We start from the raw sequence: 18,597 nt of genomic DNA, 5'->3' as shown, positions 1-18,597 counted from the left end.
GCTAGTCCACGAACTCCGACTGCGTCTCGATAAAGTCCCAGTCATCCTCCGTCAGCACCGCTGCCGGATTGTCCGGGTGGGGCCCGCCCGCTTCGGCGATACCCTGCAGCACCGGAAGCGGCAGTTCCTCCGCACGAAGGTTCTCCCGCAGCCATTCCTTGGTCTCAAGATCCAGGTCCAGCCACCACATGTAGATTTCCATGACGTCCACGCACCCTTTCGTTTGCTTCAACGTTAGGCGCGGCGCTTTTCGTGGACAAGGCTCATCCTGTCCGGCAAGTAGCCCGGGCCAATGTTCGGGTATTCACAAGTAACCGGGCCTCCGGACGCACGCAAAAGACGAGTACCACCTACTGGCGACCGGGCCCCACCGTCGCTCCTAGCCTGAAACCTCAAGCAAGCTGACCGTGTGCTGGGGCATCGGCGTCACCGCTGGCCCTCCTCAACATGGTCCGTTTCACATCACACTGGGGAGAAGAATTATGAAACGCACCATCATCACTGCGGGGGTGTTGGGGCTGGGGCTGGTCGGCCTGACCGCCCCCGCCATGGCAGCATCCGACAACGTCAGCCTTTGTCACGCGAAAGCAGGGGGCGGTTACACCTCCAACAGCATTGACGATTCCGGGCTCCATGGCCACGATCGCCACGGCGATGACATCATCCCGCCTAACGAGCACCTGTGGGGCGGACAGAACTGGGACGCTGCCGGGATCGCAATCCATGCCGGCGGTTGCGTTGCCGCCGCCGTCGTAGTGCCTCCGGTCGTCGTGCCGCCGGTTTTGCCTCCTGTGGTGGTGCCGCCGATCGTCGTCGAGCAGCCGCCCGTCGTCGAACCGCCCGCCGTCACGCCGGTGGTGGACCCGCCTGTTGAGGTGCCGGCCGTCGTCGTTGAACCGCCCACAGCCGCTCCGATTGTCAATCCTCCGGCTGCTGCCGTGGTGGTTCCCGCACAGCCGGCCGCCGCCGCGCCGCAGGCAGCTCCGCGCGGTGGTGCTGCGGCAACCGCAACCACCAGCCTCGGAACCAACCAGGGGTACAACGCCCAGACTGCGGTCGGCGGCGCTGAAAGCTCCCCTGCGTGGCTTGGCGGGCTCGGTGCGCTGATGGCGGCGGGAGCGGCTGTGGCATTGCGCCGCCGTTCCGGCTCCTCCATGGCGAACTGACTCCGCCCGTGCCGCAGCCAGCGGCCACCTGACAAGGAAGGCGTTCCGCCAGTGCCCGGCGGGACGCCTTCCTTCCTTTTCATTCCGAGAACAGCGATGAGGAGCACAATGTCCCGGGAACGCAGCCGGCACTCCGCCCCGGTCCAGCCCCGCTGGCGCCGCTGGAACCGCGGCGACCTCGCCATCCTGCTGTGCGGCGTCCTTGCCTTCCTGTCCATCACGTTCGGCGGGCCGCTGCTCCAGCTGACCCAACCGGCCGCCGTCGGCAGTTCAGCGCCCACTGCCGCCGACGTTCAGTTTTTGGAGCCGGCGCCCGTCGCGGTAACCGGCCCGCCGGAAGGAACGGTTGCTGCCCCGGTTGCTCCCGCGACGCCGGGGGAAGGCACGACGGCGGCACCGCCTGTGCAGGAGCCGGCCCTTCCAGCCGCGGCAGCCCCGGTACGCATCCGCTATCCGTCTGCAGGCTTCGATGTGCCGGTGCACCCTTTGCAGCCCGACAGTGCCGCACAGGCGAGCCAAACGATTGTGCCGCCCGAGACGAAGGACGGTTACTGGCTTACACCGTTCGGGATGCCCGGAGCCGGGTCGGCCAACACAACCTATGTGATCGGCCATAGTTGGGATGGCGCCGAGGCGCCTTTCAACCACCTGAGTTCCGCCGCCGCGGTGGGCCACCGCTTCGACGTCGACACGACGGCTGGAACCATGACGTACCAGGTGGAGAACGTCACGACGTACCTGAAGTCCAGCCTGAAGGACAGTCCTGTCTGGGACATCGTGCCCAACCGCCTGGTCCTCATCAGCTGCTACACCGAGGACCCGTGGGGAAAGAACGTGGTGGTGACGGCCTCACCTGCGGTTTCTTAAGGAATCGAGGTTCCGTACCTGTTCAGCGGTCTGTCACCGGGCGGACAATGGGCTATGACATCCGAACGATTCAGCGGCACGGCCCCGCTGCTGGTGGGGATCATGCCCCAGCAGCACCCGGAGGTCCTGCAGACCGCGGCGGTCCTCGCCGCCCGGTTGGGCACACCGCTGGTGTGCGCCTACGTGGATGAAGCCAGCTACCTGGTGGAATGGGACCCGGCGCGCTCAGCACACCGGCTTTCCCTGCACCCGGATGCTGACGATGATGACATCCGCGCCCTGACAACCGGACTGAAGGCGGACGTCCAGGCCGCGGTGGAAAAGGTGCCGTCCGGGAGCGGCACCGTAGAGTGGACGCTCCGCACGCTTTCCGGCGATCCGGCCCGGGCATTGGGCCGATTGGCGGCGGAAACCAACGCGCCGATGATTATTGTCGGTACTTCGGAACGCGGCTTTTCCCATCGCCTCTCGGAAGCGCTGAACGGATCGGTGGGGGCCTGGCTGAGCCATCACCAAAGCAGGCCGGTACTGGTGGTCCCGTACAAAATGCCCGCCCACGAGGACAGGCCTTAGGCACTGTCGGCACCGCTTTTCAGGCCCTCGAATAATAAAGCGAAAGTAGTTATTCGCAGTGCTGGCGGAGGGCGCTACCAGCCAGTAAGCTGATTCAAGCAGGCCGGATCCACCTGAGGTGGATCCCGCGTTTGCCCAAAAGCTGCTCCGGAGTGCGTATCCCCCAATAACGCACTCCGGAGCTTTTTTGTGCCCAAAACCGGGGTTATAGGACAAAACGTGTGTAAATCCCGGGTGTGTCATGTGCGACCTGCCCATCCTTTGCGGTGCCAGAGGCCTTCGTCTGCGGTGAGGCCGGTGCTGTAGAGCTCGGGCCCGGGATCTTGGTCGGTGGTGGTCCCGGCTTCGGTCTTGGCCGGGCGGTAGTGCTTGGCTTTGATGAGTTTGACCGGTGGCAGGGGTTGTGCGCTGTGGAGGTAGAGGTACCACTCGATCGCGCGTTTGCGGTGCTCTTCGCTCATGCCCCGGTGTGCGCGGAGCAGTAGCCGGAGTTGGGCGTTGGTGCCGCCTTCGATGCGGTTGGTTGTTGAGGCGATCTGCAGGCCGGCGAACTCGGCGCGCAGGTAGGTGAACAGTGTCCCGGCCTGGCTGAGCCGTTCCAGCAGCCGGTAGGCCTTACGGAGCCGGTCGTGGGTGTACCACCAGGCCTGATTGGCCCTGACCCACGCCGGCACGACGGCGTTGCCGTTGCGGTAGGTGCGGGCTTTGACCAGGTGCCCATGATTCTGGTGCCAGTCATTCAGACTGCCCAGCCAGGCCGCGGCTTCGGCCGCGGTGGTGATCCGGGTCAGGGCCCGCCCGAGGCGCAGCAACGCCTTGCCCGCCTCGGTCCGGGGGCGGCCGGTCAGGTACGTGCGGACGTTCCGTTGGACGTGCACCAGGCACCGCTGGATCGCGGTCTCACTCCAGCACTCGGACAGGGCCGCTGCGATCCCGGAGCCGCCATCGGTGACCACCACGGTGGGGGCGGGGAACCTGGCGAGCAGGGCAGCCCACGCGGCCTTTTTCTCGGTGTCGCACCACTGCCAGCCCAGCACGTAATCCCCGGCCACAGCGATCAAGCAGCACCACGAGCCCACATAGATCCCGTCGACCTGAATCTGGTCATGGACCTCACCGGTGACCGGGATCTCGGGGGTGATGTTCCAGCACCACCCGGTGCGGCGCCGGAAAGAACGCGCCGTTCCGAACGAGGTGGCCGCGGACTGATTCGACGTTCCCAGCAGCCAGCCCAGAAACGCATCCAGTTCGGCCCGCCGGCTCACATCAGGACGCTCACCCGAACGGCTCGCCCCGCACTCCAGACACCGGTACCGCTGCTTACCCGCAGCCGTTTTCCCGTTCCGAACCAGCCAGCGGCCACAAATCAAACACTCCAGAGATATGCAAGCACCCCAGCCACCCTAAGCTTCAAAAGCTTAGCCACCCCGGATATCCCGCACGCTCGCTGGGAACTAAGCCCCTCCCATACACACGTTTTGTCCTATAACCCCAAAACCGGCGACCCCCCGCATACCCCCTAGGGGTACTTGCCGTTATACCCCCGAGGGGTATAACGTGGACGTATGAACCCTACGGAAGAAGCAGTCGCCGCGCCCGAGGCGGACTCCGCACCGGACCACGGGTACACCGGCAACAAGGAGGCCTACCTCCGGCGCCTGAAGCGCATTGAAGGCCAGGTGCGCGGAATCGCCCGGATGGTGGATGAGGACAAATACTGCATCGACATCCTCACCCAGGTCTCCGCCGTCACCAAGGCCCTGCACGCCGTCAGCCTGGGCCTGGTGGAAGAGCACATCGGCCATTGCGTGGTGGGTGCCGCCTCCGAACCGGACCCGGCCGCCCGCGCCGAAGCCATTGATGCCAAAGTCAAGGAAGCTGCCGACGCCATCGGCCGGCTGCTTCGCTGAAGCTACCCCCAACGCCATCGCCGGCTACCGCCGGCCAGACCCAAAGGAGCCAGCCATGAGCACCACCTCCCCCACCACCACAACCGTCAGCGTCTCCGGAATGACCTGCGGCCACTGCATCTCGGCGGTCAGTGAAGAACTCGAAGCCCTCGCGGGGGTGGAAGCCGTGGACGTCGAACTCAATGCCGGCGGCATCTCCACCGTCACCATCACGTCCGCGCAAGAGCTTTCGCCCTCCGAAATCGGCGAGGCGGTGGCAGAGGCCGGCTACCTGGTCGTCGCCAACGAAGCCTAGAAAGGTCCCGGGACAACGGATATGAGTTCCCAGGAACTGCTCCACCCGCCGGGCACCCGGGTGGTGGAGCTGGATATCGAGGGCATGACCTGCGCCTCCTGCGTCAACCGCGTGGAAAAGAAGCTCGGCAAACTCGACGGCGTGCAGGCCTCAGTCAACCTCCCGCTGGAATCCGCCCACGTAACGGTGCCCCCAGGAATCACCGACGAGCAACTGATCAACACGGTCAACGCGGCCGGGTACAAGGCAAGGTTGCACTCGCCCAGCTATCCGAGCCATAGCGCCGGCCAGGCCACCGATGCCCGAGAAGTAGTACCTGCCGCTGAGGACCACATGGCCCACGCCGCTGCATCACGGCTCCGGCCCCGCCTGATTTTGGCTGCCGTCCTGACGGTGCCCGTGTTCCTGGTCTCCATGTTCCCGGCGTTCCAGTTTCCGCACTGGGGCTGGGTGGCGGCTGCCTTGGCGCTGCCGGTGGTGACGTGGGCGGCCTGGCCCTTCCACCGGGCGGCCGCCATCAACGCACGGCACCTGGCCTCCACCATGGACACGCTGGTATCCATCGGTGTTGCCGCGGCATACCTGTTCTCCGCCTGGCAGCTGTTCCTGGATCCCCGCATGACCGAACACCCGGGCATGGAGGGGATGGAGACCGGTGGCCTGTACTTCGAGGTAGCGGCGGTGGTCACCACCTTCCTGCTGCTGGGCCGGTACCTGGAGGCCACCGCCAAGCAGAAGGCAGGCGACGCCCTGCAGGCCCTCCTCAACCTGGGCGCCAAGGATGCCACCGTGCTGCGCGGCGGCATGGAACACCGAATCCCGGCGGACCAGCTCCAGGTGGGTGACGTCCTGGTGGTGCGGCCAGGCGAAAAAATTGCAACCGACGGCCTAGTGGTCGATGGGCATTCGGCGGTGGACGCGTCCCTGGTGACAGGTGAGTCAGTACCGGTGGAAGTGGGACCGGACAGCCCCGTGACCGGCGCAACCATCAACACCTCCGGCAGGCTGCTGGTCAAGGCAACACGGGTCGGCTCAGAAACCACCCTGGCGCAGATGGCACGCCTCGTGTCCCAGGCGCAGACCGGCAAGGCACCCATCGCACGCCTCGCCGACCGCATCAGCGCCGTCTTCGTTCCGGTGGTCCTGGCCATCGCCGCGGCCACCTTCCTGCTGTGGCTCCTGCTGGCCGGCCCGGACCTTGCGGACGGGCTGCGGCCCGCGTTCACCGCCGCCGTCGCCGTCCTGGTCATCGCCTGCCCCTGCGCCCTGGGGCTCGCCACTCCCGTGGGTCTGCTGACGGGCACGGGACGGGGTGCGCAGCTGGGCATCCTCATCAAGGGACCGCAGGTCCTTGAGGACACCCGGTCCGTGGACACCATCCTGCTGGACAAGACCGGGACCGTGACCACGGGCGTCCTCGCCGTTGATGCCACGGTGGCATTCGAGGGCTTCCGGGAAGATGAGGTCCTCCGGCTGGCCGGAGCCGTGGAATCGGCGTCGGAGCACCCCGTGGCCCACGCCATTGCGGCAGCGGCCAGGGACGTACAGGCAGCGAACGACGGCGGTTTCCTGCCTCCCGTGCAGGACTTCCGTTCCGCCCCGGGCGGGGGAGTGTCGGGAATCGTGGGCGGGAAGATGGTGACCGCCGGCAGAACCGGGTGGCTGCAGCACAACGGCATAACGCCCGCCAGTGGTCACCAGGCGGTACTGGCGGCAGCGGAATCCGCCGGCGCCACCGCCGTCTGGGTTGCCGTGGATGGGACTCCTGCCGGCATCATCAGCCTGCGGGACACCATCAAGGAAGGCTCGGCCGCAGCGGTGGCCAGGCTGAAGCAACTGGGGCTGCGCCCCATCCTGCTGACGGGTGACAACGCTGCAGTGGCCGCCCAGGTGGCGACCGCCGTCGGCATCGATCCAAAGGACGTCCATGCCGGTGTCCTGCCGGAAGGGAAAGTCGAGGCGGTCCGCACACTGCAGGCCCAAGGCGCCACCGTGGCCATGGCCGGTGACGGCGTGAATGACGCTGCCGCCCTGGCCCAGGCGGACCTCGGCATTGCCATGGGTTCGGGAACGGACGTGGCCATCGAGGCGGCGGACCTGACGGTGATGGGCAACGACCTCGCGCAGGTGGCCCAGGCCATCGAGCTGTCCAGGAGGACCCTGGCCACCATCAAGACCAACCTTTTCTGGGCGTTTTTCTACAACGCCGTGGGCATCCCGGTGGCCGCACTGGGGCTGCTCAACCCCATGATCGCCGGGGGCGCGATGGCAGCCAGTTCCGTCCTGGTGGTGGCCAACTCGCTGAGGCTGCGCAGCTTCGGAAAGCAACAACAGGGCGCGGCGAAAAACTAGTCAGGCCGCGCCGTACCGCACTGCGGCGCGGGCCTTGGCTTTGGCTGCCTCGGCTTCCCGGTCCTTGGGAGGCGCCTGGGAGACCAGGGAATCCAGGAGGTGCTGGGTGATGTGGGCGATCTCGTGCACCGCCTCCTCGAAGGCTTCCTGGTTGGCCTTGGAAGGCTTGGTGCTGCCGCTGACTTTCCGCACATACTGCAGCGCTGCGGCGTGCACTTCCTCGGAAGTGGCGTGCGGCTCGAAGTTGTGGAGGGTTCGGATATTCCGGCACATAAGGCCATGCTAGGCTCTGGAGCGCCTGGGATCGACCCCTCCTGCACAGGATGCGGGCACCTGGCCATGGGGAGCACGGCATGGGCAGGGGTGCCCATCGACACTGTTTTGACGGCCGGGGTAGGTTTTAGGCAATGGATCTTCCGGACAAGCCGGGGGCCGCTGGGGATGCCGACCTGGTTCGGATCCACTCACCACACAAGGAGAAATTGATGGCTATTTGGGGTGCAGACGTTGAGCAGCTTCGTACGCTCGGCAGCAGGCTACAGCAGGGCGCGGATGTCATCGAATCGCAGCGCAGCAATCTCACCGCTCTTCTGGACAACACACAGTGGCTGGGACCGGATGCTGACAAGTTCAAGGAGCAGTGGAGGGGCGAGCACACCACCAGGCTGAACCAGGTCGCTGAAGCACTCAAGGAAGCCAGCAACCGGGCAAAGCAGAACGCCGACCAGCAGTTCCAGGCCTCCCAGGGCTAGCCTTCGCGTTGGAAACACTTGGCAGGGCCGGACACCGCGTGGTGTCCGGCCCTGCTGGTTTTAACCCTCCGGCCGGCCCTCGCGGTGCGGCACTTAGGGGACGGGTTCGACGTCGTTGGCGTGCTCCAGCGGTGACGTCGCCCGTGCCCTGGCTTCCTTGTTCGCCGTGGTTGTGACTGCACCGGGCAGGGGCGGCACCGGGGCCCGCAGTTCGTCAAGCCGGACCAGGATGACACCGCCCACAATGAGGACGCCGCCCAGGAGCTGGACAGCCCCCGGCAGTTCCCCCAGCAGCAGCCAGGCCCAGATGACGGCAAAGAGGACTTCGGTCAGTGACACGAAGGACGCCACCTTGGAACCCAGCGCCCGCGCGGCCATGATGCCCGAGACGTAGGCCAAAACCGTCGCCAGGACCACCAGGCCGGCCAGCGGGACCCACCACGGGGTGGTCCAAGGACCAAGTTTCGTGTCTGCGGCGGTGAAGGCCATGGGGAGCAGGCCGGTGGCTGCGGCTAGCCACATCACAGCTGCACCCACCATCAGGCCGCCCGAGGCCAGCACGATGGGCGGCAGGGTGTCGTTTTCCTTCGCGGTGATGAAGAAGTAGATGGCCAGGCAGACCGCCGCTGCAATGCCCCAGAGCACGCCCACCGGATCCACCTTGACCGCACCGGTGAGGTCCAGGACCAGTACCAGGCCGGCCAAGGAGAGCAGGGTTCCCCCGAAGGTGAGTGCCCGGGGACGCTTCCGGCTGGCGGCCCAGAGCCACAACACGATGATGACGGGTGCCAGGTACTCGAGGAGGAGGGCAACACCCACGGACAAACGGGCCACGGCATTGAAGTAGAACAACTGGCATGCGGCCACGCCGATCAGTCCGAACAGGAGGATGGTCACCCAGTTGTCCCGCAGCTGGTGCCAGCGCCCCCGCAGTGCGGGAATGGCCGGAATGGCGAGGATCAACGCGGCGCCCGTGAGCCGGGCCGTCACGGCGGCTCCCGGCGTCCATCCGGTTTCCAGCAGCGCCTTGGCGAATGAGCCGGAAAGCCCGAAGACGGCGGAGGAGAACAGCGCCACCCCGAGCCCGGATGCCAGGAACCCCCGCCGGGCAGTGGGCGTTTGGTGGTTCTGGGCGTGGTTGTTGGCGGCAGGCACCGTCGCCTCCTGTCAGGAGTAAAGTGGGGTAATGGTCATGACATTACGCTTCCGCACTGTAAGGAGTCAAGATGGTTTTTGCCCCTGACACTGAGGTGGCACTGCGCACCGTGGTAAATCTCATCAACTCCGCGGCGAACGGCAGGGAAGAGCTTGCGGCACAGGCGGACCTGGACAGTTTTTTGGCCGCCGAAGGCTTTTCGGGTTCCAGGACCCGGGACGAGGCGGAGCTCGCGAGCGTCCGGGAGCTTCGGCGCCAGTTGGCGGCAGTGTGGACCGCCAGTGAAGATACTGCGGTGGAAACTGTGAACCGGCTGCTGCGCGAGGCGAACGCCTTGCCCCAGCTGGTCAAGCACGATCGCTGGGATTGGCACCTGCACGCCACTACGCCGGAGGCGCCGCTGGCAGACCGGATGAGCACGGAAGCGGCCATGGCGCTGGCGGACGTCATCCGCGGCAAGGAGATGGACCGGCTGCGCACATGCGAGGCCGAAGACTGCGACGCCGCCGTGCTGGATCTCAGCCGGAACCGGTCAAAGCGTTACTGCGACACCGGTAATTGCGCCAACCGGATGCACGTGGCTGCCTACCGGGCGCGGCAGGCAGCAGCAGGCTAGCAGTACTGCCATTCAGGGTGGCGGGTCAGCGGTCCGAGGGCGCTTCGGGTCCGGCCTCGGAAGCGGGCGGATTCTGTGCTCCAGGGGCGCCGAAGCCGTGGGATGGCTTTTTCGAGCTGAGGTTGACGCCCGAGCCCTTGCCCAGGTGCTCGGCATTTTCCTTGTAGCTCATGGACAGCATGGCCGCTATCACCAGGGTGACGATGAACGCGATGCCGGCGCCGGTGAAGGCAAGGTCGAAGCGCGGGGTCTTGGCGCTGCCACCGGAGGCAAAGATCAGGACTGCCACGAAGGTGACGACGGCCCAGAACGCGGAGAACATCAGCGGCCCCTTCACCGAGGTCCGCAGCCTGCGCGGTTTTCCTGGATGCTGGTCTGCCACGGTGAATCCTCCCTGCAGGCGGCACGCTGCCGTCCTGGTTTACGTAGTGCGGTGGTTCGCCCGGCCCTATTTTTCTACAACGAGTAGAACCGCGCCTTCCTAGTTTACGGCTTCCCGGCCCCGCCCCGGGCATCGTGCTTGAGCGTCAGGCCGGAGAGTACCCACAGGACGCCCGAAATGATTGCCCCGCCGCCGGCCACTCCGAGCAGGGCATGCGCACCCAGGTTGATGAAGAAGGGCAGGACGGCGGCGGTTCCCAGGCCAATGATGCCGGACGCAATCCAGTCCCGTGCCAGGACGTGCCGGCCGCGGAACCGCAGGCCGCACCACAGCTCCAGGGCTCCGGCCACGCCTAGGCCGAGAGCTGCTATGACACCAAAAAGCAGGTCGCTGTGCATCAGCACCAGGGCGAAACCTGCACCCGTCAGCACTGAACCCGCAGCGGAGAGCAGCTTGCCCGGCGTGGATTCCCGGGCGAACCCGGTGGCGGGAGCGCCCCAAAGGGAAACAACGCCGGTGGCCAGCAGGTACAGTCCACCGGCCCAGCCCATGACCTCGACGGAGGGCGATGGCCAGAAAATGGTCACTGCACCAAACACGAGGGCCGCCGCCGAGCGGAGCAGCACCGGCTTCCACAGGTCGGGCCGGGGTGCAGTTCCCGCTGCTGCGCCTGCGGGTGTTATTGGTTGCGTCACCGGTCCAGTTTAGTGGGGCGGACCGCTAGGCCGAACCCAGGACCATCCACCGGTCCGACCTCGCGCGCACCCCGAGAGTGACGGCGCGGGCCGCCATATAGCCCACCGCGAAAGCGGCCCACAGCCAGCCCAGGCCCGCTGCGCCCGCGGCACCGGACACGGCAACAGCGGCGAGCAGCGGCGCATACACGGCAAGGTTGACAAGCCCCGCCAGGGCCAGGTACTTGGCATCACCTGCGCCGATCAGCACGCCGTCCAGCACAAAGACGTAGCCGGCGATTGGCTGCCCGGCCGCAAGGATCCATAAAGCGACAGCCAGCACGGACTGGACCTGCTGGTCGGACGTGAACAGGGCTCCTGCCCAGGGGGCCACCGCGGCGAGCAGCAGGCCCGTCGCCACTCCAAAGCCGGTTCCCCAGCGGATCATGGTGCCGGTGAGCAGGCGCGCCTTGCCCGCGTTGGAGGCGCCCAGTTCCTTGCCGATCAGTGCCTGCGCGGCGATGGCCAGGGCATCCAGTGCGAAGGCCAGGAACGAAAAGATGGTCATTGCGAGCTGGTGGGCAGCGAGGTTGACTGCGCCCTGCGCGGTAACCACCAGCACGGTCACGAGGATGGCTGCGCGCAGGCTCAGCGTGCGCAGCATCAGCCAGGATCCCACGCGGGTCATGCTGCGGATGCCCCGCCAGCTGGGCAGGAGGCTGACGCCGTGGCGGACCGCGTTGCGGCGCACCATTACGAGGTAGACCGCCGCCATGGCCCACTGCGCCACGCTGGTTCCCACCGCCGAGCCCGTGACAGACCAGTCCAGTCCGTAGACCAGCCACAGGTTCAGGACGATATTCAGGCCGAAGCCGGCGGTGGCCACCACCAGCGGGGTCCGCGTATCCTGCAGTCCGCGGAGAACGCCCGTGCCGGCAAAGATGAGCAGCATGGCCACCAGGCCAGGCATGGACCAGCGCAGGTAGTCCACGGCGAAGGCCCGCACCTCGCCTTCCGCGCCCATCAGTCCAATCAACGGCTCGGCAGCCACGAAGCCGGCAACCGCAAGGCCCACGCCGAGCAACAGTGCCAGCCACACGCCGTCGCGCCCGGCCGCCAGGGCCTTGCCCAGTTGCCCATCGCCAATGGCACGGGCGACGGCCGGGGTGGTGGAATACGCGAGGAAGACCATCAGCCCGACGGCGGTGTGCAGCACCGCGGACGCCAGTCCGACGCCGGCCAGCTGCGCCACGCCAAGATGCCCCACGATGGCGGAATCCGCCAGCAGGAACAGCGGCTCGGCCACGAGTGCCCCGAAAGCAGGGACGGCGAGGCGGAGTATTTCCCGGGCATGGCCACTGCGGGACTCCACGGGAAGGGAGGGCGATTGTTGCGGCACCGTGCCAGCTTAACCTTCCGTGACATTCACCCGCCGGTCGTGCGGCCGGACATGACAAAGCCCACAGTTCCACCTGGATAGTTGACTCTTCAACCTTTCGTGCGGAAGACTGGATACCTCAAGCCGCTGTGATCCGTCCCTGCTTGCACACCTGTCCAGCTCCGACCAAAATCCGAAACGGTGGATCTTCCATGAACCAGTCCCGACTTACCACTACCGCCATCACCGCCCTCCGCATCGTCCTGGGCTTCCTCTTTGCCGCCCATGGCTGGCAGAAGTTCAGCGAGTGGACCATCGCAGGCACCCAGGCCTCGTTCGCCAAGATGGGCGTGCCGGCCGCCGAGATTGCAGCCCCGGCCGTCGCCGTCCTGGAACTGGCCGGCGGAATCGCCCTGATCCTGGGCATCCTCACCCGGGTGGTTGCCGCCCTCCTGGCCCTGGATATGCTCGGCGCCCTGTTCCTGGTGCACGCCTCAGCCGGCGTCTTCGCCACCAACGGCGGCTACGAACTGGTCCTGCTCCTGGCCGCTGCCGCATTCGCACTGGCACTCACCGGCGCGGGCCGCGTCTCCGTGGACCGCGCCCTCTTTGGCCGCAGCAACTCCAAGCTGGCAGTCCTGGCCTAACCACGGCCACCAAAACACCGCTCGACGGCGGCTGAGCACCTAGGGTGCCTGGCCGCCGTCGGCGTTTAGGCGGCGAAATATCGAACATTGAGGAACAGCCCGGACCATTAAGGCGCAGGAAAGATTGGGAAAACGCTTGCCAGCCTGCTGTTGCTGCTGGTAAACCTGTGACTGTTGCAGTGAGAGCTGCATCACCGCACCCCAGGTCTCAGCCTTTCTTCAACTGGTCACTTCCGGGAACCTTCTCCTGCGTCGCGCGCATCTGCACTGCTGCGCTTTTCTTTTGAATCGTTCCAAAGTAAGGCCGGGGCCGCTTCACCACCGCTCGTCGAAGGAGATGTCCGTGAAGAAACCCCCGCAAGCAAAACCAGGCCCCGAGGCAGGGCCGCCGCAGCGCCGCAGGATCCTTACCTCGGGCACCAAGGCTGCCACCGCGGCTGTTGCCTCTGCCGCGATCGCTTTGACCGGCCTCCCGCCGGTCCACGCGGACACCACCGCACTGCCGCCCGTGGGCAGCGGGTTCAAGTTTGATTTTGGCCCCGGTTCCACGGCTGAGGGCTACACGCACGTGGACGCCGACAGCCAATACTCCGCAGCCGGGAAGTTTGGCTTCACCGATACCGCCGTCACCTCGGGAGCAGACCGCGGCACAGGTGACCCCCTCCGCTCGGACTTCGTCCAAGCCCAGGGCAGCACCTTCCTGGTTGACCTGCCGAATGGCGACTACACCGTCAAGCTGACAGCAGGCGACGCTGCGGAAGCAACCAACATCGCCATCACCGCCGAGAAGATGGCCAAAGTCCAGCTCACGGACAAGCCGGCAGGCCAGTACCTGGAAATGGAATTCCCCATCTCGCTGGTGGACGGCCAGCTGAACCTCGATTTCAGCGGCACAGCGGCCAAGATCAACTCACTGGTCATCTCCGCCCGGGCTCCCCGTACCGCCACCACCGATCCGGGCGTCTACCTGGCCGGTGATTCAACCGTGCAGACCTACGACCCCGGCTTCGTACCGCAGGCCGGCTGGGGCCAGATGATCGACCGGTACTTCGACGGTGCGGTGACCTTCCGCAACCACGCCATCGGCGGCCGGAGCTCCAAGAACTTCATCAGCCAGGGACGGCTCGATGAGATCCTCCGGGTCATCAACCCCGGCGATTACCTCATGGTCCAGTTCGGGCACAACGATGCCACCATCGGCGTGGACGACCGCTACGCCTCCCCCGAGGACTACAAGGAGTACCTGCGGACCTACGTCCATGGTGCCCGGCAGCGCGGTGCCACCCCCATCCTGGTCACCCCCGTGGGCCGCCGCGACTTTGACGAGGCCACCGGCAAGTTCCGGGTGAGCTTCCCCGAGTACGTAGCCAAGATGCAGGCACTGGCCACCGAGGAGAATGTGGCCCTGGTGGACCTCTCCGCCTCGAGCCGCGCCTACTACGACGCGATCGGTCCGGAGGACACCAAGTCCGTGTTCCTCCACGTCGACGCCGGCGTCTACCCCAACCGCCCCACCGGAACAGTGGACAACACGCACTTCCAGGAATACGGCGCCATCCAGATCGCCCGCCTGGTGGCCGGCGGAGTGAAGCAGCTCAGCGTTCCGCTGGCCTCCCGCGTCAAGGAAATCGCGCCGCCGTCGTCCGTTCCCGCCACGCCGCAGGGACTCGTGGCCGGCAGCGTTTCCAACGCGGGGGCGCTGCTGAAATGGCAGCCCGTTGAGGGTGCGGACATCTACAAGGTGTACCGCAAGCTGGCATCCGAGCCGGACAGCGCCTACAAGCTCACCACCACCGCAACTGTGCCCACCGCCAACCTGGCGGGACTGGCCGAAGGCACCGCCTACAGCGTCCGCGTCGCGGCCATGAACGGCAAGGGTCTTTCCGAACCCAGCGATGCACTGTCCGTGACCACGAAACAGGCGAAGTATAAGTTTGACTTTGGCCCCGTGGGCGCGCCCGTCGAACCCGGCTATAACGAGGTGAACCGGACCATGGGCTACACCCCGGAACGCGCCTTCGGCTTCAAGGACATCTCGGTCCTCAGCGACCGGGACCGCGGCGCCGTCACCACCAACCTGCTGCGGGACTTCGTCCTGAGCGGCTCGAGCTTCGAGTTCCAGCTGGACGTGCCCAACGGCACCTATGCCCTGAAGACGTACCACAGCGACTGGATCGGCTCCACGCGGACCGATGTGGCCGCCGAAGGCATTCCCTTCGGCCAGGTCTCCTCCAGCCGCGCTTCCTCCGCCACCAAGATCATCAACCAGGTCCTGGTCTCGGACGGGCAGCTGAACCTGGCCATCAGCGGCTCGGGCCAGCGGCTTAACGGCCTGGAGGTCACCCCGCTGCTGGTGGGCCCGACGAACCTGCACACCACAGCGGTCGACGCGGCGGCCGAACCCCCTGCTGTCGACCTGGCCTGGGATGCCGTGGCCGATGCCGCCAGCTACAAGGTCTTCCGCCAGGCATCCTTCGAGTCCGAACCCCAGGTCATCGCGGAAAACGTGGCCGCCCCTGCCTTCCAAGACACCACAGCCTTCGCCGGCCTGGCCTACAAGTACTTCGTCACCGCCGTGGACAGCACCGGCCTCGAATCGGTCCCCTCCAACATGCTGGAGACCGCCCTTGTGGACCCCGGCACGCCCGTCCCCGCGCCCACAACCAAGGTGGACATCAAGGCTGTGGAGAAGACCAGCGTGACCTTGAAATGGCAGAAGGTGGCCAACGCCGCCGCCTACCAGATCTACCGTTCCACCTCACCTGACGGCCCGTTCGAATACGTGGGCCGGGCCACCGAGGTGAACTACACCGACTACACGGTCCTGACCACCATCAAGTACTACTACCGCGTCACCACCGTGAACAAGGGCGGTGAATCCGCGCCTTCGCACGTTGTGGGAACGGAAAAGGTCACCGTGGTCAACCGGCAGATGGAGCAGCTTGACCGGGCACCCGTGGCACTTCTGACGGACGGCGGAGTGCGCGTTGGCTGGCGCATGCTGGGCCTGGACCCGGAGCAGGTGGGCTTCCACGTGATCCGCGACGGCGTGCAGCTCACCGACGAGCCCATCCGCAACAGCACCACCTTCCTGGACCCCTCGGGCACAGCCGCCTCCCGCTACGTCATCAAGAGCGTGGGTAACGGCGGGGAACAGCTCACGGGCGAGTTCACGCCGCTGGCCCGGGACTACCTGTCCGTGAAGCTGGACAAGCCGGCAGACGACTACACCAAGGACGGGCAGCCCTACAGCTACTCGGCGGGTGACGCGAGCGTCGCCGACCTTGACGGCGACGGCACCTACGAAATCCTCCAGATGTGGTCCCCGTCCAACGCCAAGGACAACTCCCAGGCGGGCTACACCGGTCTTGTCTACGTGGACGCCTACCGGATGGACGGCACCAAACTCTGGCGGATCAACATGGGCCCGAACATCCGTGCGGGCGCCCACTACACCCAGCTGCTGGCCTACGACTTCGACGGCGATGGCAAGGCCGAGGTTGCCATGAAGACGGCGGACGGAACGCGGGACGGTGCCGGCACCGTCATCGGGAACGCCGGGGCCGATTACCGGAACAGCAGCGGCTACGTGCTGACCGGGCCCGAGTTCATCACCGTCTTCCACGGCGCCACCGGCACCGTCATGGACACCGTGGCGTATGAGCCGCCGCGGGGAGACGTGGGGGCCTGGGGTGACACCTACGGCAACCGTGTGGACCGGTTCCTGGGAGCCGTGGCCTACCTCGACGGCGAGCGTCCGTCCATGATGTTCAGCCGCGGCTACTACACCCGCGCCGTCCTGGTCACGTACGACCTCTCCGGCGGCAAGCTGGTCAAGCGCTGGACGTTCGACTCGGACATCAGCGGACCGCAGTACCGGGGCCAGGGCAACCACAACCTGTCCGTCGCGGATGTGGACGCCGACGGCAAGGACGAGTTCGTCTTCGGATCCATGACCATCGACGACAACGGCAAGGCGCTCTACAGCACGGGCCTGGGCCACGGCGACGCGATCCACACCAGCGATCTCGATCCGTCCCGGCCGGGACTGGAGACCTTCGCCGCCCACGAGGATATGGGCTCAAGCGGCAACAAGGGTGCTACGTTCCGGGATTCACGGACAGGTGAAGTGCTCTGGAGCATCCCGGCCACCAAGGACACGGGGCGCGCTGCTGCCGGAGACATCGACCCCCGCCACCCGGGTGCCGAAGGCTGGGCCGTCGGCGGGGATGCGGCGTGGAACTCCCCCGTTGGTGAGCTCCGGTCGGCCAAGGGCCAACTGATCGCCAACAAGATCCCTGCAGCCAACTTCCTGGCCTGGTGGGACGGCGACCTGCTGCGCGAAATCGTCGACCACGACTGGGATGCCACCACCAACACAGGTACGCCCAGCATCGCCAAGTGGAACTGGGAGACCGCCTCCAGCGACCGGCTGCTGACAGCAACCGGTGCCAAGACCAACAACAGCACCAAGGGCAACCCGGCCATCCAGGCCGACTTGCTGGGTGACTGGCGGGAAGAGATCGCCTGGCCGTCAGCAGACAGCACCGAACTGCGGATCTACACCACCTCTTCCGGTACTGACGTCCGCCTGCGGACGCTGATGCACGATCCGGTGTACCGCCTCTCCGTGGCACGGGAGAACATCTCCTACAACCAGCCGCCGCACCCGGGCTTCTTCATCGGGGAAGGCATGGAGCTTCCTGCCCAGCCGGACATCGTCTACACCCGCGCCGGTTAGTCCCAATAAACACTGATCTGCCCCGTCCGCCGATTCGGCGGGCGGGGCAGTTCTGTTTGTCTCTTTGCCGGGGCGACCGGCGGGTAACCGGGGGCGTCAGTATGATCACAGCATGACGTCCACCGGCACCCCGAATTCCGTAACCCTCCGCTTCCTGGCCGCGCCGATGGACGTGGGCCACAGCGGGTCGGTGGACGCCGGCACGGTCCTGGAGTGGGTGGACAAGGCGGCTTATGCGGCGGCCGTGGGCTGGGCGAAGTCCTATTGCGTCACGGCCTACGTGGGGAACATCCACTTTGCGGATCCCGTCAACAGCGGCGACATGGTGGAGGTGGAGGCGACCATCGTGTACACCGGGCGGTCCTCCATGCACATCCGGACTGTTGTGTCCTCGGGAGATCCCAAGGGCGGCGCGGCCACCATGCGCAGCCAGTGCATGGTCATCTTCGTGGCTGTCGGAGAGGATGGCAAACCGATCCCCGTGCAGCAGTTCGAGCCCGTCACGCCCAAAGAGATTGAGCAGCGGGACCACGCGCTGGCCCGGATCAAGGTCCGCGAGCAGATCGTCGAAGCGATGAACCGGCAGGAATATACCGATGCCGGCACGGCCGAGCGGGTGACACTCCGGTTCATGGCCGCCCCGACGGACGTGAACTGGGGAGGCAAGGTCCACGGCGGAATCGTCATGAAGTGGATCGATGAAGCCGCCTACGTTTGTGCCACCCGCTACTGCGGCCGGGACACCGTGGCGGTGTTCTCGGGCGGAGTCCGTTTCTACCGGCCCCTGCTGATCGGGCACGTGGTGGAGGTGGAGGCCCGCCTCGTGTACACCGGAACCAAGGGTATGCACATTGCGGTACACGTCCGCTCCGGCGACCCCAAGGGCGGCGGGCTCAACCTCACGACGTACTGCCTCACCGTGATGGTGGCGCGCGACGACGAAGGCAACTCAGTGCCGATTCCCGCCTGGGTGCCTGTCAGCGACGAGGATAAGAGGCTGCACGCCCACGCGCGGGAACTTCTCGAGATCAGGGGTACGGCGCCGGGCAACCGGCTCCCCAACCACTTACTGACCCAGGGCTGACCCG

17 protein-coding genes and 2 pseudogenes are annotated in these 18,597 nt (G+C 66.2%); 12 read left to right on the top strand and 7 right to left on the bottom strand.

Translation table 11 applies throughout. The features are described 5' to 3' along the window. Window position 1 precedes the first annotated feature (1 nt). Complete coding sequence (locus DXK94_RS18695; protein WP_079598089.1) at window positions 2-202, bottom strand: hypothetical protein; 201 nt, start codon at window positions 200-202, stop codon at window positions 2-4. Window positions 203-482: 280 nt separating this feature from the next. Here DXK94_RS18695 and DXK94_RS21475 point away from each other — a divergent pair, with 280 nt between their 5' ends. From DXK94_RS21475 to DXK94_RS18675, 3 genes are all read left to right on the top strand, one after another. Then, the gene (locus DXK94_RS21475) at window positions 483-1,166 is read left to right on the top strand and encodes a hypothetical protein (protein WP_258868614.1); all 684 of its coding nucleotides are present in this window, start codon (window positions 483-485) and stop codon (window positions 1,164-1,166) included. A gap of 108 nt (window positions 1,167-1,274) precedes the next feature. Beyond that, complete coding sequence (locus DXK94_RS18680; RefSeq protein WP_115526072.1) at window positions 1,275-2,033, top strand: class F sortase; 759 nt, start codon at window positions 1,275-1,277, stop codon at window positions 2,031-2,033. Window positions 2,034-2,087: 54 nt separating this feature from the next. Next, entirely contained in the window at window positions 2,088-2,606 is a 519-nt protein-coding gene (locus DXK94_RS18675; RefSeq protein WP_115526071.1) for a universal stress protein, read from the top strand. Window positions 2,607-2,845: 239 nt separating this feature from the next. On the opposite strand, the gene DXK94_RS18670 is transcribed toward DXK94_RS18675, so the two are convergent. Beyond that, window positions 2,846-3,976, bottom strand: a complete 1,131-nt coding sequence (locus DXK94_RS18670; RefSeq protein ID WP_181884881.1) for an IS1249 family transposase — start codon at window positions 3,974-3,976, stop codon at window positions 2,846-2,848. A gap of 195 nt (window positions 3,977-4,171) precedes the next feature. Here DXK94_RS18670 and DXK94_RS18665 point away from each other — a divergent pair, with 195 nt between their 5' ends. The 3 genes from DXK94_RS18665 to DXK94_RS18655 are packed head-to-tail and all read left to right on the top strand — an operon-like array spanning window position 4,172 to window position 7,163. Further along, the gene (locus DXK94_RS18665) at window positions 4,172-4,516 is read left to right on the top strand and encodes a metal-sensitive transcriptional regulator (RefSeq protein ID WP_079598078.1); all 345 of its coding nucleotides are present in this window, start codon (window positions 4,172-4,174) and stop codon (window positions 4,514-4,516) included. Window positions 4,517-4,571: 55 nt separating this feature from the next. Further along, window positions 4,572-4,811, top strand: coding sequence for a heavy-metal-associated domain-containing protein (locus DXK94_RS18660; RefSeq protein WP_115526069.1), 240 nt, complete (start codon window positions 4,572-4,574; stop codon window positions 4,809-4,811). Between the two features lie 21 nt (window positions 4,812-4,832). Beyond that, on the top strand, window positions 4,833-7,163 hold the full coding sequence (locus tag DXK94_RS18655; RefSeq protein ID WP_115526068.1) for a cation-translocating P-type ATPase: 2,331 nt from the start codon (window positions 4,833-4,835) through the stop codon (window positions 7,161-7,163). Here DXK94_RS18655 and DXK94_RS18650 read toward each other — a convergent pair whose 3' ends face one another. Then, window positions 7,164-7,436: a DUF2277 domain-containing protein gene (locus tag DXK94_RS18650; protein WP_115526067.1), complete on the bottom strand. Its 273-nt coding sequence runs from the start codon at window positions 7,434-7,436 to the stop codon at window positions 7,164-7,166. Between the two features lie 212 nt (window positions 7,437-7,648). Between DXK94_RS18650 and DXK94_RS18645 the strand changes: the two genes are divergently transcribed. Then, window positions 7,649-7,915, top strand: coding sequence for a WXG100 family type VII secretion target (locus DXK94_RS18645; RefSeq protein WP_079597892.1), 267 nt, complete (start codon window positions 7,649-7,651; stop codon window positions 7,913-7,915). A 93-nt stretch (window positions 7,916-8,008) separates the two neighbouring features. Here the strand turns inward: DXK94_RS18645 and DXK94_RS18640 are convergent, their stop codons facing one another. Next, window positions 8,009-9,070: a DMT family transporter gene (locus tag DXK94_RS18640; RefSeq protein WP_115526066.1), complete on the bottom strand. Its 1,062-nt coding sequence runs from the start codon at window positions 9,068-9,070 to the stop codon at window positions 8,009-8,011. Between the two features lie 71 nt (window positions 9,071-9,141). Here DXK94_RS18640 and DXK94_RS18635 point away from each other — a divergent pair, with 71 nt between their 5' ends. After that, a complete protein-coding gene (locus DXK94_RS18635) occupies window positions 9,142-9,687 on the top strand; it encodes a CGNR zinc finger domain-containing protein (protein WP_115526065.1) in 546 nt (181 codons plus the stop codon). 25 nt (window positions 9,688-9,712) lie between these two features. Here the strand turns inward: DXK94_RS18635 and DXK94_RS18630 are convergent, their stop codons facing one another. The 3 genes from DXK94_RS18630 to DXK94_RS18620 all read right to left on the bottom strand — a co-directional run bounded on the left by DXK94_RS18630 (window position 9,713) and on the right by DXK94_RS18620 (window position 12,142). Continuing rightward, window positions 9,713-10,069, bottom strand: coding sequence for a hypothetical protein (locus DXK94_RS18630; RefSeq protein WP_115526064.1), 357 nt, complete (start codon window positions 10,067-10,069; stop codon window positions 9,713-9,715). 104 nt (window positions 10,070-10,173) lie between these two features. Then, window positions 10,174-10,764 carry a DUF308 domain-containing protein gene (locus DXK94_RS18625; protein WP_176156885.1) on the bottom strand — a complete coding sequence of 197 codons (591 nt, stop codon included), beginning with the start codon at window positions 10,762-10,764 and terminating at the stop codon, window positions 10,174-10,176. 25 nt (window positions 10,765-10,789) lie between these two features. Next, window positions 10,790-12,142, bottom strand: a complete 1,353-nt coding sequence (locus DXK94_RS18620; RefSeq protein ID WP_258868612.1) for an MATE family efflux transporter — start codon at window positions 12,140-12,142, stop codon at window positions 10,790-10,792. A 191-nt stretch (window positions 12,143-12,333) separates the two neighbouring features. On the opposite strand from DXK94_RS18620, the gene DXK94_RS18615 reads away from it, so the two are divergent. The 4 genes and pseudogenes from DXK94_RS18615 (at window position 12,334) to DXK94_RS18605 (ending at window position 18,593) form a co-directional block, all read left to right on the top strand. Continuing rightward, the gene (locus tag DXK94_RS18615) at window positions 12,334-12,768 is read left to right on the top strand and encodes a DoxX family protein (RefSeq protein ID WP_115526062.1); all 435 of its coding nucleotides are present in this window, start codon (window positions 12,334-12,336) and stop codon (window positions 12,766-12,768) included. A 337-nt stretch (window positions 12,769-13,105) separates the two neighbouring features. Then, a pseudogene (locus DXK94_RS21985) lies at window positions 13,106-15,064 on the top strand (GDSL-type esterase/lipase family protein); the annotation flags it as partial. Window positions 15,065-15,694: 630 nt separating this feature from the next. Beyond that, window positions 15,695-17,509 (top strand): annotated as a pseudogene (locus tag DXK94_RS21980) (rhamnogalacturonan lyase); the annotation flags it as partial. A gap of 112 nt (window positions 17,510-17,621) precedes the next feature. Then, entirely contained in the window at window positions 17,622-18,593 is a 972-nt protein-coding gene (locus DXK94_RS18605; RefSeq protein ID WP_115526060.1) for an acyl-CoA thioesterase, read from the top strand. Window positions 18,594-18,597 lie beyond the last annotated feature (4 nt).

The organism is Arthrobacter sp. RT-1, from assembly GCF_003367205.1.
In the GTDB taxonomy this organism is placed as follows: Bacteria; Actinomycetota; Actinomycetes; order Actinomycetales; family Micrococcaceae; genus Arthrobacter.
This window is presented reverse-complemented; position numbering and strand designations above follow the sequence as displayed.